This window comes from Streptomyces sp. NPDC103540, assembly GCF_055584445.1.
On sequence record NZ_JBVJMA010000002.1, the window covers coordinates 583821 to 596682 of the forward strand.

Here is a 12862-nt window from a genome sequence, read left to right on the forward strand (position 1 = left end):
CCGTCGAGAGGCGGGTCCGCCGGCGGGGCGTTCAGCTCTGCGGCTTGGCCCGGACGTGCATCCGCTCGCCCTGTCGCCCGAACAGGCTGAGGACCTCCACGGGCCGCCCGTCCGCGCTGCTGAACCAGTGGGGCACGCGGGTGTCGAACTCGGCCGCCTCGCCGGGCCCGAGCACGAGATCGTGCTCGGCGAGGACCAGCCGGAGCTTCCCGTCGAGCACGTACAGCCACTCGTAGCCCTCGTGCGTCCGGCGGTCGGGCTCCGAGCCCCGGTCGGTGATGATCATCTTGTACGCCTGGAGGGGCCCCGGGGTCCGGGTCAGCGGGACGACGGTCCCCCCGTGGGGCAGCGGATGCGGCTTCAGGCGGACCCGCGGGTCCCCGACCTCGGGCGCGCCCACCAGGTCGTCGAGCGGCACCCGGTAGGCGCCCGCGAGCGGCAGCAGCAACTCCAGACTGGGGCGGCGTTGACCGGACTCCAGCCGGGAGAGGGTGCTCTTGGAGATGCCGGTCTCCTCGGAGAGCGCCGCCAGGGTGAGCCCCCGCTGGGCGCGCAACCGCTTGAGCCGGGGTGCGACCTCGTCCAGTACCGACTGATAGGGCTCCGGTGTGTCCATGCGGGCATTCCACCCCGGTTTCCCGGAATCGGCAACACAAGTTGCCAGACCTTCGGGCGGGGCCGCACCCTCCCGGCATGACGACACACGCGCACCACGCCCCGGCCGGACGCCACGGCCACGACTCCGGCCACGACTCCGGCCATGACGGCCCGGTCGACGGACACGCCGCCCCCGCGCACGCCCACGGCCACGGCCACGGCGACCACGCAGACCTCGACTGGTCGGTGCTCGCCGACCACCTGGAGACCGGCGCCGAACTGCACCTCCCGGCCCACCGCCGCATCGCCGACCAGCTGGGCGCGCTCTTCGGCCCGGACCGGCCGGTGCGCCGCGTCCTCGACATCGGCAGCGGGCCCGGCGTGATGACCTGCCTGCTCGCCGAGACCTTCCCGCACGCCGAGGCCGTCGCCGTGGACGGCAGCGCCGCGCTGCTGGACCGCACCCTGGCCCGCGCCGACCGGCTGGGCCTGGCCGGCCGGGTCACCGCCCGCCACGCGCGCCTGCCCGAGGACCTGTCCGGGGACGGCGGCGTCGGCACCGCCGACCTCGTGTGGACCAGCAAGACCGTGCACCACCTCGGGGACCAGCAGGCCGCGCTGGACACGCTGGCCGGCGCCCTGCGGCCGGGCGGGGTGCTCGCCGTCGCGGAGGGCGGGCTGCCGATGCGGTTCCTGCCGCGTGACATCGGCGTGGGCCGGCCGGGGCTCCAGTCCCGGCTGGACGCCGCCCACGAGCGGTCCTTCCAGGACATGCGGGAGTCCCTCCCCGGGAGCACTCCCGTCGTCGAGGACTGGGCGGCCATGCTCCGCCGCGCCGGGCTGGGCGACGTACGCTCCTTCACGGCCCTGGTGGACGTGCCCGCCCCGCTGGACGACGCCGGCCGGGCCTTCCTGCACCTCCAGTTGAGCCGGCTGCGCGAGAACACGGGCGGATTCCTGGACGCGGAGGACCTGAGGACCCTCGACGTGCTGGTGGATCCCGCGTCGGAGGCGGGCGTGCTGCTGCGCCCCGACGTCTTCCTGCTGTCCGCCGTCACGGTCCACACCGGCGTACGGCCGCACGACGGTGCGCGGCGGGCCGCCTCGTGAGACGCCCCGACGCGAACCCCGACGCGAACCCCGCCACGGCGCCGGCCACGCCGCCGGCGGCCGGGGCCCGGCCCGCGTCGGCGCGGTGGGCGTTGGCCGCGCTCGCCCTGTCCGCGCTGCTGTCCTCGCTCGGCGCCGGCATCGCGAACGTCGCGCTCCCCTCCCTGGCACGGGAGTTCTCCGCGTCCTTCCAGGGGGTGCAGTGGGTGGTCCTCGCGTACCTCCTCACCGTCACCGGCCTGATCGTCGGGGCGGGACGCCTCGGTGACCTGCTCGGGCGCCGCCGGCTGCTGTCGGCCGGGATCGCCCTCTTCACGGCCGCGTCCGTCCTGTGCGGCCTCGCCCCCACCCTCGGGCTGCTGATCGCGGCCCGGGCGGCGCAGGGGGTCGGGGCGGCCGTGATGATGGCGCTGACCATGGCGTTCGTCGGCGGGACCGTCCCCCGCGAGGCCACCGGGCGGGCCATGGGGATCCTGGGCACGACCTCGGCGGTCGGCACCGCGCTGGGCCCCTCCCTGGGCGGACTGTTGCTCGCCGGCCCCGGCTGGCGGGCGATCTTCCTCGTCCAGGTGCCGCTCGGCGTCCTGGCGTTCCTCCTGGTGCGCCGCCGGCTGCCCGCCGACGCCCCGGCGCCCCGCGCCGACGGCCGGCCCCGCTTCGACCACGCGGGCACCCTGGTCCTCGCCGCGACGCTGGCCGCGTACGCGCTGGCCCTGGCCCCGGGCGGGGGCGTCTCCGGGCCGATGGTGTGGGCGTTGTCGGCGGTGGCGCTGTGCGGGGCGGTGGTGTTCGTACGCGTCGAGGCGCGGGCGGCGGCGGCGCTGGTGCGGCCGGCGGCCTTCCGCGACCCGGAGCTGAGCGCGGGGCTGGCCATGAGCGCGCTCGTGTCGACCGTGGTGATGGCCACGATGGTGGTCGGCCCCTTCCACCTGTCGCGGGCGTTGGGGCTGGACGCCGCCCTCACCGGCCTCGCCCTGTCGGTGGGTCCGCTCGTCGCGGCGTTGACCGGTGTCCCGGCCGGGCGTCTGACCGACCGGTTCGGCGCCCGGCGGACGACGGTCGCCGGGCTGCTGGTCATGGTCGCCGGTGCCTGCCTGCTCGCGGCGGCCTCCCCGAGGCTCGGCGTTGCCGGTCACCTGGCCCCGCTGGCCCTGCTCACGTGCGGCTACGCCGTGTTCCAGACGGCGAACAACGCCGCCGTGATGGCGGACGTCCCGGCGGACCGGCGGGGCGTGGTCTCGGGGCTGCTCAACCTGTCGCGCAACCTCGGACTCATCACCGGCGCCTCGGCCATGGGCGCCGTGTTCGCCCTGGCCTCGGGCGCGGCGGACGTCACGACGGCGGGGCCGGGCGCCGTCGCCGCCGGTACGCGGGTCACGTACGCGGTGGCGGCGGCCCTGATCGCCGTCGCGCTCGCGGTGTGCGCGGGAGCCCGGACGAGGGCCCGCCGGCGCCCGCGGCCCTCGTGACCACGGCACGGGGCGGCAGCGCGGCCCGGGCGGCCGCGACCCCCGGACCGCGCGCAGGGCAGGCGGGCGGGCACGTCTCGCCCCCGTGGCCGAGGGCCACGGCGCGGCCCGGGCGGCCCCGACCCGAGCACCGCACGGCCCGCACGGCCCGCACGGCCCGCGCGACCCGGCAGGCGGACGAAGGCCTCCCGGCCCGCGTCAGGGTGTGGGCCGGCCCGCCTCCAGGTACAGCGGGCGGCCGCGTTCCCGGGCGCGCAGCGCCCCCCGCAGGCGCTCGAAGCGGTGCGGCGGCAGCAGTTCGGCGGCCTCCGCCTCCGTGACGAACCGCCAGGCCCGCAGCTCCGGGCCGGGCAGGCGCAGTCGGGCGATCTGCGCGGGCGTCGGCCGGCCGCCGTCGAAGAGCAACCGCAGCCCCCCGTACGCCGGCGGGCAGGGCGGCTCCCAGTCGACCACGAGCAGGTCCGGTTCCCGGTCCAGGGTCAGGCCGAGCTCCTCCTCGACCTCGCGCACGCCCGCCCGGGTCGGCGCCTCGCCCGCCTCCACGACGCCGCCGGGGAACTCCCAGCCCGGCTTGTACGTCGGATCCACCAGCAGCACCCGGTCCGCGTCGTCGAAGAGCAGCACCCCCGAGGCCACCGTCTCGCGCGTCGGCTCCGGGGTCTGCACGATGTCGCAGGCCGGCGCCGTGCCGGACCGTAGGGCCTCGGCGATCCGCTCCGCCGTCTCGCGGACCGTGAGCTGCCCGTTGTCGATGACGTGCGCGTCGGCGCTCAGCCAGCCGAAGGCCTGTCGGTAGGCGGGGATGTGGTCGTACGCCCACTGTCTGACCCGGACGTCGACCGTCTCGGGCGCCCCGGGCTCCCGACGGGTGGCGATCCGCTCCCGCAGGATCGTTTCCGCCGGTGCGAGCAGCACGTGCCGCACGGCGATCCGGCGGGCCGCGAGCCCGCCGAAGATCTCGTCGCGGTACTCCTGGCGCAGCAGGGTCATCGGCACCACCAGCACGCCGCCCACCTCCGCCAGCAGCGCCGCCGCCCCGTCCACGACGAGGCGGCGCCAACTCGGCAGGTCCTGGTAGTCCGTGACCTCGGCACGGCGTTCGTCCGGCAGGATCCGCATCAGCACGTCGCCGATGAACTCCGGGTCGAACAGGGTGCCGTCCGGCAGAAGTCCGGTCAGTTCGCGGGCCGTGCTGCTCTTCCCGGCGCCGAACGTGCCGTTGATCCAGACAATCACGTCTACCCCTCTCCCGATGGCTCGCCTGCGAAGCCCCCAGTGGCTTGCCCGCACCACCCTGCCACGGAAACCCGCGCACCGGACGAGTGCTTATCCTCAAGGTCAGGGCCCTGCCCCAACCGTCGTCCGCCACCGCCGTCCCGGAGGTTTCCCCACCGTGCCGCACAGCCGCCGCCCGTCCGAGCCCCGATACGGCAACCGGCCGACCATGAAGGACGTGGCGGCCCGGGCGGGTGTGGGCCTCAAGACGGTCTCCCGGGTCGTCAACGGCGAGCCGGGGGTGACCCCCGACACCGAGCACCGGGTCCAGGAGGCCATCGAGGCCCTCGGGTTCCGCCGCAACGACAGCGCCCGCGTGCTGCGCAAGGGGCGTACCGCGACGGTGGGTCTGGTCCTCGAGGACCTCGCGGACCCCTTCTACGGTCCCCTGAACCGGGCCGTCGAGGAGGTGGCCCGCACGCACGGCGCGCTGCTGATCAACGGGTCCAGCGCGGAGGACCCGGACCGCGAGCGGGAGTTGGCCTTGGCCCTGTGCGCCCGCCGGGTGGACGGGCTGATCGTGATCCCGGCCGGGGACGACCACCGCTACCTGGAGCCGGAGATCCGGGCCGGGGTGGCCATGGTGTTCGTGGACCGTCCGGCCGGCCGGATCGACGCGGACGTGGTGCTGTCGGACAGCTTCGGCGGCGCCCGCGACGGGGTGGCCCACCTGATCGCGGGCGGGCACCGCCGGATCGGATTCATCGGTGACCAGCCGCACATCCACACCGCGACGGAACGACTGCGCGGCTACCGGGCGGCGATGGCGGACGCGGACCTGCCGGTGGACCCCTCCTGGGTGTCGGTGGGCTCCACGGCCCCCCAGCGGGTGTCGGGGGCGGCCCGCGCGATGCTCGAAGGCCCGGAGCCGGTGACCGCGTTCTTCGCCGGCAACAACCGGGTGACGGTCACCGTGGTACGGGTCCTCGCGGACCGGGACCGGCCGGTGGCGCTGGTCGGCTTCGACGACTTCGAGCTCGCCGACCTGCTGCGCCCCGGGGTGACGGTGGTCGCCCAGGACGCCGCCGCGCTGGGCCGGGTGGCCACGGACCGGCTCTTCCAGCGGCTGGCCGGCGCCGACCTGCCCCCGGCCCGGATCGAGCTCCCGACCCGCCTGATCCCGCGCGGCTCGGGCGAACTCCCCCCGGCGGAGCCGACGTCGTAGCGCTACGCCGCCCCGCCGCCGCCCACCAGCAGGTCGCCGAGGGGGCTGCGCCGGTACAGGACCAGCCGCCCGTCACGGGCCCGCGCCAACAGACCGGCGGCGTACAGCACCCGCAGGTGCTGGGACACGGCGCTCGGGGTGACCCGGAAGCGGCGGGCGATCTCCACCGTGGGCAGCGGCTCGTCGAGGAGGCGGAGCATCCGCGCCCTGGGGGCTCCGAGCAGGGCGTCCAGCGCGGACGCGTCGGCCGTCGGCGCCGGATCCCACAGCGTCGCCACCCCCCGGCTGGGATACACGAGCAGGGGAGGCTCCTCGGGGCTCACCGGGGGCGCGGGCTTGTGCGCGAACACCGAGGGGACCAGGAGCAGTCCCCGGCCGTGCGCCTCGACGTGGTGGGCGGCGAGCATCCGGTCGACGTACAGGACGCCGTCGTGCCAGCGCAGGTTGGGGTGCATCCCGGCGAACAGCCGGCGGGCCCCGCCCACGGCCAGTTGCCGGGCGCGGTAGGTCATGTCGGCCTCCAGCAGCGTCCGCATCCGGGGCCACAGCGGCCGGACGGCGACCTCCCAGTAGTCGCGCAGCACGTCGCAGACGGCGTCGCGCAGGGCGGCGACCCGCGCCGGGTCCGCGCGGGCGGCGTCCGCGAGCGGCGCGGGGAGGGGGTCCGGGGCGTACGCGGCGATCAGGTCCCGTCGGACCAGGTCGGGCGGGGTGGCGCGGACACCGGCCAGTTCCTCCTCGAACGCCGGGTCGAAGTCGGCCGGTCGGGGCGTCAGGAAGTCCGGCAGGGTGAGGCGCGGCGCGACCAGGGACGTCAACAGCCGGCCGTCGAGGACGTCGAGGCGGGCCAGGACGGAGGCGCGCCACGGCAGGTGGAGGGCCGAGAGGCCCGGCTCGCGGAGCACGCGCAGGCTGAAGACCGTCTCGCCCAACGGGGAGAGGGCGAACCGCGTGTCGGCGAGGTCCTCGACGCCGAGCCCGAAACTGATCATTAAGCATCACGCTACATCGATTGGCCGCGGGGCCCGGGTGCCGTGGACTCGACGCATGACACGAACAGCGGCCCCGCGGGCCGAGTTGGGGCGGGGAACCGTCCTGGTCCTGGCGTTGACCTGCGCCGTGGCCGTCGGGAACATCTACTTCCCGCAGGCGATCGGCCCCCTGATCGCGACGGGTCTGGACGTCTCCCCCGACACCGCCTCGCTCGTGGTGACGGCCACCCAGGTCGGTTACACGCTCGGGATGTTCCTGCTGGTCCCGCTCGGCGACCGGCTGCCGCACCGGCCGTACCTGGTGACCCTGCTCGCCCTCTCCGGCGCGGCCCTGCTCGCGGCGGGCTGCGCACCCGCGCTGCCGTTCCTCGTCGCCGCCGGCGTCTGCGTCGGCGTCTCGACCGTGGCCGCGCAGATCATCGCCCCGATGGCCGCCGGGCTGGTGGCCCCGGATCGGCGGGGCGCGGTGATGGGGACCCTGCTGAGCGGGTCCATCGGCGGCATGCTGCTCGCCCGTACGTTCAGCTCGACGCTCGGGGAGCGGCTGGGGTGGCGGGCCCCGTACCTGGCGGCGGCGGTCGTGGTCCTGCTCCTCGCGGGCGTCCTGGCCCGCGCGCTGCCGGCCACGCCCCCTCCCCCGCCCCGCCCGTACCGGACGCTGCTGACGGACGCGCCGCGGCTGCTGCGCGCGGAGCCCGAACTGCGCCGTTCCTGCCTCTACCAGGCGTCGGTCTTCGGGGCCTTCTCGGCCGTCTGGACCTGCCTGGCGCTGCTGCTGACCGGTCCGACGTACGGGATGGACACCCGGGCGGTGGGGATGCTCGCCCTGGTCGGCGCGGTGACGATGCTGTGCACCCCGCTCGCCGGGCGGTGGGTGGACCGGCGCGGTCCCGACGGGATGAACCTCGCCTGCCTGATCGGCGTCCTGCTCTCGGCCGGCGTCCTCGCCGGGGGCGTCGCGGGCGGTGCGTGGGGGCTGTTCGCGCTGACGGCGGGCACACTGCTGCTCGACGTGGCGTTGCAGTGCGGGACGGTCGCCAACCAGGCCCGGGTCTTCGCCGTGCGCCCCGATGCCCGGGGCCGGCTCAACACGGCGTACATGACCTGCGCCTACCTGGGCGGAAGTGCCGGTTCCTGGCTGGGCGTGCGCATCCACGGGTTCGCCGGGTGGGCGGGGGTGTGCGCGTTCGTGGCGGTGCTCGCCGTGCTCGCCCTGGGCCGGCACCTGTCGGGGCCGGCCGCGCGGCGGGCCCGGTCCGGGAAGGACGGGGCCCGTCCGGAAGGGTCCCGGACGGGCCGTGCGCCGGCGCGCGGCGGGGCCGGGTGACCCGGCGCCGCGCGCCCCGCGGGGTCAGCAGGTGGCGGTCAGGGTCGCCGAGCGGCGCGGGATGGCGAAGGCGTCCAGTTCGGCGCGGGTCAGGCCGGTGAGGGAGGTGACCTCCTCGATGCCGACGGCGCCGCAGTCCAGGCCGCGGACCAGGTAGCCGGCGAGGGCCTTGGCGGTGGCCGGCTCGTCCATCACGTCGCCCTCGATCTTGGCGACGTACGCCTTGAGGCGGGCGGCGGCGGCCTCCAGGCCCTCGCGGTAGAAGGTGAAGACGGCCGCGTAGCGGGTCGGGAGGTGGCCCGGGTGCATGTCCCAGCCCTGGTAGTAGGCGCGGGCCAGGGCGCGGCGGGTGAGGCCGTAGTGCAGCTTCCAGGCCTCGTGGACCTTCTCGGTGGTGCCGATCGGCAGCACGTTGGTGGAGCCGTCGGAGACCCGTACGCCGGTGCCAGCGGCCGCGACCTGCATGATCGCCTTGGCGTGGTCGGCGGCGGGGTGGTCGCTGGCCTGGTAGGCGGCGGAGACGCCGACGCACGCGCTGTAGTCGAAGGTGCCGTAGTGCAGGCCGGTGGCGCGGCCCTGGGAGGCCTCGATCATGCGGGCGACCGTGGCGGTGCCGTCGGAGGCGAGGATGGACTGGCTGGTCTCGATCTGGATCTCGAAGCCGATGCGGCCGGGGCGCAGGCCGCGGGAGGACTCGAAGGCCTCCAGGAGCTTGACGAACGCGGAGACCTGCTCGGCGTAGGTCACCTTGGGCAGGGTCAGGACGAGGTTGTCCGGGAGGCCGCCGTGGGCGAGGAGGCCGGAGAGGAAGACGTCGGTGGTGCGGATGCCGCGGTCGCGGACGTTGGACTCCATGCACTTCATGCGGATGCCCATGTAGGGGGCGTTGGTGCCGTTGGAGTACGCCTCGGAGATCAGCCGGGCGGCGCGGGCGGCCGCCTGGTCCTCCTCCTCGTCGGAGCGGACGCCGAAGCCGTCCTCGAAGTCGACGCGGAGGTCCTCGATCGGCTCGCTCAGGAGCTTGGCGCGGACGCGGTCGTAGACGGGGCCGGCCAGTTCGTCGGAGATGCCGAGGACCTTGGCGAAGGTGGCGGCGTCCGGGGCGTGCTCGTCGAGGGCGGCCAGGGCCTGGTCCCCCCAGGAGCGGATGGTGTCGGCCGCGAAGACGTCGCCGGGGACGTAGACGGTGTGGATGGGCTGACGGGTGCCGGGGTCGCCCGGGTAGTGACGCGCGAGTTCCGCGTCCACCGGCGCCAGGGAGGCGCTGATGCCCTCGCTGACCGCGCCTGCGAGGCTCGTCGCCACCTTCTCCTGCTGACCCATCGTGCACTCTCCTCTTTTCCGCTTCACGGAAGCTTAGATCCGCATAGCAGAATTTAGTCACGGGGTTCCGCTCAGTCAATGGTCCCCCCGCCGTCCCGGCCCAACGAGCCGGGGCCGTGTGGTGACAATCACCACACGGCCCCGCGGACGACACACGCGCTGGTCAGGACGGGGCCCCCGCCGCAGGCGCCCCGATACGACGCAGGGCCTCCCGGGCGGCGCGGACACGATCGTCCGCCCCGGCCCGGAAGGCCCTCGCGTCTGCGTTCGGGAGCCGGCGGTGAGCGCCGGCCCCGGGCGCCACTAGCCCTTGCGGGCCTTGATCTCGGCGGTCAGCTGCGGGACGACCTCGAAGAGGTCGCCGACCACGCCGTAGTCGACCAGGTCGAAGATCGGGGCCTCGGCGTCCTTGTTGACGGCCACGATGGTCTTCGAGGTCTGCATGCCGGCCCGGTGCTGGATCGCGCCCGAGATGCCGGAGGCGATGTACAGCTGCGGGGAGACCGACTTGCCGGTCTGGCCGACCTGGTTGGTGTGCGGGTACCAACCGGCGTCGACGGCGGCGCGGGAGGCGCCGACGGCGGCACCGAGGGAGTCCGCGAGCTCCTCGATGATCGCGAAGTTCTCGGCACCGTTGACGCCGCGGCCACCGGAGACCACGATCGCGGCCTCGGTCAGCTCGGGGCGACCCGTCGACTCGCGCGGGGTGCGCGAGACGACCTTGGTGCCGGTGGCCAGGGCGCCGAAGGTCACGGCGAGCGCCTCGACGGCGCCGGCGGCCGGAGCGGCCTCGACCGGGGCCGAGTTCGGCTTCACGGTGATGACCGGGGTGCCCTTGGACACGCGGGACTTGGTGGTGAACGACGCGGCGAAGGCGGCCTGGGTCGCGACCGGACCCTCGTCACCGGCCTCCAGGTCGACGGCGTCGGTGATGATGCCGGAGCCGATGCGCAGCGCCAGGCGGGCGGCGATCTCCTTGCCCTCGGCGGAGGACGGGACCAGGACGGCGGCCGGGGACACGGCGTCGTACGCGGCCTGGAGCGCGTCCACCTTCGGTACCACGAGGTAGTCGGTGAACTCGGGGGCGTCGGCGGTGAGCACCTTGACGGCACCGTGCTCGGCGAGCACGGCGGCGGTGGCGTCCGCACCGGCGCCGAGGGCGACGGCGACGGGCTCGCCGATGCGACGGGCCAGCGTCAGCAGCTCGAGGGTGGGCTTGCGGACGGCACCGTCCACGTGGTCGACGTAGACGAGAACTTCAGCCATGGGACTGCTCTCCTGCTGTTGCGAAGTATCCGGGGACGTGAGGGGGCGGCGGAGGTTCTAGATGAACTTCTGGCCGGCCAGGAACTCGGCCAGCTGCTTGCCGCCCTCGCCCTCGTCCTTGACGATCGTGCCCGCGGTGCGGGCCGGGCGCTGCGCCGCGGAGTCGACCGCGGTCCAGGCGCCTTCGAGGCCGACCTCGTCGGACTCCAGGTCCAGGTCGGACAGGTCCCAGGACTCCACCGGCTTCTTCTTGGCGGCCATGATGCCCTTGAAGGACGGGTAGCGGGCCTCGCCCGACTGGTCCGTCACGGAGACGAGCGCCGGGAGGGAGGCCTCCAGCTGCTCGCTCGCGGAGTCGCCGTCGCGGCGGCCCGTCACGGTGCCGTCCTCGACCTTGACCTCGGAGAGCAGGGTGACCTGCGGGACGCCCAGGCGCTCGGCGAGGATGGCCGGGAGGACGCCCATGGTGCCGTCGGTCGAGGCCATGCCCGTGAGGACCAGGTCGTAGCCCGCCTTCTCGATGGCCTTGGCGAGCACGAGCGAGGTACCCATGACGTCGGTGCCGTGGAGGTCGTCGTCCTCGACGTGGATGGCCTTGTCGGCACCCATCGACAGCGCCTTGCGCAGCGCGTCCTTGGCGTCCTCGGGGCCGACGGTCAGAACGGTGATCTCCGCGTCGTCCGCCTCGTCGGCGATCTGCAGCGCCTGCTCGACGGCGTACTCGTCGAGCTCCGACAGCAGGCCGTCGACGTCGTCGCGGTTCACGGTCAGGTCCTCGGTGAACTGCCGGTCGCCGGTGGCGTCGGGCACGTACTTCACACAGACAACGATCCTCAGGCTCACGCCGGCTCTCCTACCGCATCGTCTTTTAACTGGTACCGCCTTGTGAAGGCAGCATAGGCGCCTTGTGGGGCGGATCCCGGTCGGGGCGGGCCGCGCTCCGAAGGGAATGTTACTCGTCAGTACACAGTGGGTCTTCCCCGCTGGCAAGGCCGGCGAACTGTGATCTGGCCAACGCCGCCCGAACCCTCCCCAGCAGGGACGATTCAGTCGCGCAACGCGTTGAAGCGCCCCTGGTGGTACAGCAGCGGGCGGCCCTCGCCGGCGGGGTCCCCGGCCACGGCCTCGGCGATCACCACCCGGTGGGCGCCGGCCGGCACCCGGGCCACCACGCGGCACACCAGCCACGCCAGCACCCCGTCGAGCAGCGGGACCCCGTGCGGCCCGTCCGTCCACGCGGTGCCCGGGCCGAAGCGGTCGGCTCCGCTGCGCGAGAAGAGGCCGGCCAGCTCCCGTTGGTGCTCGCCGAGTATGTGGACCCCCAGGTGCTCGCTGTCGCGTACGGCCGGCCAACTGGAGGACCCGGTGCCGATGGTGAACGAGAGCAGTGGCGGGTCGGCGGAGACCGAGTTGAGCGAGGTGGCGGTGAAGCCGACCGGCCGGCCCCCGCTCTCGGCGGTGATCACGGCCACACCGGCCGCGTGGCGCCGGAAGACGGAGCGGAGCAGCTCGGGCGAACCGGGCAGGGCCGGGCGGCCCTCGTCGAAGGGGGCGGGCGGGGCCATCGGGACCGTGGGGGCCGTCATGGGAGGACTTCCTTCTGCCGCGAAAGGCGCGGACGCGATCGGGGATCGGGGGCCGGGGGCGTTCAGTGATCCCAACAGCGCGCGCTCGCGTGGCGGACGAGGTCCACATGGACCCGCCCGTAAAGCAGGAGTTCATACCGCATGCGGCCAGCCTGGCGATCTCACGCGTACACAGTCAAGCCGCAGCGGTCAGATGTCAGGCGCGTCACGCTGCGTACGGGCGCGCGCACCGGGGTACGGCACTCCTGCGGGCGCCGCCGCCGGAGCCCGCCCGGCCCCGCCGCGCCCCGCCGTCCCGCGCCCCGCCGCACCGGCACCGCCGCGCCTCGCGGGGCTCAGACCGCCGCGCCCAGGGCCGCGATCACGTCCGCTTTGCGCGGCATCCCCTCCGCCCTGCGCACGATCCGACCGGCGGCGTCCAGGACGAGGACGGTCGGGGTCTTCTCGACGGCCAGGGCCCGCACCAGTTCCAGGTTCGCCTCGGCGTCGATCTCGATGTGCTCGACCCCGTCCACCATGGCCGCCACCTCCGCGAGGATCCGTCGGGTCGCCGCGCAGGGCCGGCAGAAGGCGCTGGAGAACTGGACCAGGCTGGCCCGCTCCCCCGGCGCCCGACCCAGCTCGACGGCGCCCAACGGCCCGTGCCCGCCGGCGCCCGCCGCGTCCGGTTCCTGTCCCCGCACACCCACTCCTGTCTACGCTTCCCTTGTGCACGTACCCACCCGACCCTCGCCGGCCGGTGCCCCGGACGC

12 protein-coding genes are annotated in these 12862 nt (G+C 74.8%); 4 read left to right on the plus strand and 8 right to left on the minus strand.

The genetic code is table 11. The features are described 5' to 3' along the window. Positions 1-31 precede the first annotated feature (31 nt). Positions 32-616, minus strand: a complete 585-nt coding sequence (locus ACZ6ZI_RS07215; protein WP_363054230.1) for a helix-turn-helix domain-containing protein — start codon at positions 614-616, stop codon at positions 32-34. Positions 617-693: 77 nt separating this feature from the next. Between ACZ6ZI_RS07215 and ACZ6ZI_RS07220 the strand changes: the two genes are divergently transcribed. Both ACZ6ZI_RS07220 and ACZ6ZI_RS07225 read left to right on the plus strand, forming a co-directional pair. Beyond that, the gene (locus ACZ6ZI_RS07220; protein ID WP_469517247.1) at positions 694-1707 is read left to right on the plus strand and encodes a class I SAM-dependent methyltransferase; all 1014 of its coding nucleotides are present in this window, start codon (positions 694-696) and stop codon (positions 1705-1707) included. Continuing rightward, the gene (locus ACZ6ZI_RS07225) at positions 1704-3176 is read left to right on the plus strand and encodes an MFS transporter (protein WP_469517250.1); all 1473 of its coding nucleotides are present in this window, start codon (positions 1704-1706) and stop codon (positions 3174-3176) included. The genes ACZ6ZI_RS07220 and ACZ6ZI_RS07225 overlap by 4 nt, the downstream gene beginning before the upstream one ends. A 198-nt stretch (positions 3177-3374) precedes the next feature. On the opposite strand, the gene ACZ6ZI_RS07230 is transcribed toward ACZ6ZI_RS07225, so the two are convergent. Further along, a complete protein-coding gene (locus tag ACZ6ZI_RS07230; protein ID WP_469517253.1) occupies positions 3375-4412 on the minus strand; it encodes an NUDIX hydrolase in 1038 nt (345 codons plus the stop codon). 208 nt (positions 4413-4620) lie between these two features. On the opposite strand from ACZ6ZI_RS07230, the gene ACZ6ZI_RS07235 reads away from it, so the two are divergent. Beyond that, on the plus strand, positions 4621-5616 hold the full coding sequence (locus ACZ6ZI_RS07235; protein WP_469517678.1) for a LacI family DNA-binding transcriptional regulator: 996 nt from the start codon (positions 4621-4623) through the stop codon (positions 5614-5616). A gap of 2 nt (positions 5617-5618) precedes the next feature. Here ACZ6ZI_RS07235 and ACZ6ZI_RS07240 read toward each other — a convergent pair whose 3' ends face one another. Beyond that, positions 5619-6608, minus strand: coding sequence for an ArsR/SmtB family transcription factor (locus ACZ6ZI_RS07240; RefSeq protein WP_469517256.1), 990 nt, complete (start codon positions 6606-6608; stop codon positions 5619-5621). 55 nt (positions 6609-6663) lie between these two features. Here ACZ6ZI_RS07240 and ACZ6ZI_RS07245 point away from each other — a divergent pair, with 55 nt between their 5' ends. Beyond that, positions 6664-7935: an MFS transporter gene (locus ACZ6ZI_RS07245; RefSeq protein WP_469517259.1), complete on the plus strand. Its 1272-nt coding sequence runs from the start codon at positions 6664-6666 to the stop codon at positions 7933-7935. A gap of 24 nt (positions 7936-7959) precedes the next feature. Here the strand turns inward: ACZ6ZI_RS07245 and ACZ6ZI_RS07250 are convergent, their stop codons facing one another. From ACZ6ZI_RS07250 to ACZ6ZI_RS07270, 5 genes are all read right to left on the minus strand, one after another. Then, positions 7960-9258: a DUF6986 family protein gene (locus tag ACZ6ZI_RS07250; protein WP_469517262.1), complete on the minus strand. Its 1299-nt coding sequence runs from the start codon at positions 9256-9258 to the stop codon at positions 7960-7962. A gap of 303 nt (positions 9259-9561) precedes the next feature. Further along, on the minus strand, positions 9562-10524 hold the full coding sequence (locus ACZ6ZI_RS07255) for an electron transfer flavoprotein subunit alpha/FixB family protein (RefSeq protein WP_363054237.1): 963 nt from the start codon (positions 10522-10524) through the stop codon (positions 9562-9564). Between the two features lie 57 nt (positions 10525-10581). Next, on the minus strand, positions 10582-11367 hold the full coding sequence (locus tag ACZ6ZI_RS07260) for an electron transfer flavoprotein subunit beta/FixA family protein (protein WP_363054238.1): 786 nt from the start codon (positions 11365-11367) through the stop codon (positions 10582-10584). A gap of 203 nt (positions 11368-11570) precedes the next feature. Beyond that, positions 11571-12089 carry a flavin reductase family protein gene (locus ACZ6ZI_RS07265; protein WP_363054296.1) on the minus strand — a complete coding sequence of 173 codons (519 nt, stop codon included), beginning with the start codon at positions 12087-12089 and terminating at the stop codon, positions 11571-11573. A gap of 356 nt (positions 12090-12445) precedes the next feature. After that, a complete protein-coding gene (locus ACZ6ZI_RS07270; RefSeq protein WP_469517266.1) occupies positions 12446-12793 on the minus strand; it encodes a thioredoxin family protein in 348 nt (115 codons plus the stop codon). Positions 12794-12862 lie beyond the last annotated feature (69 nt).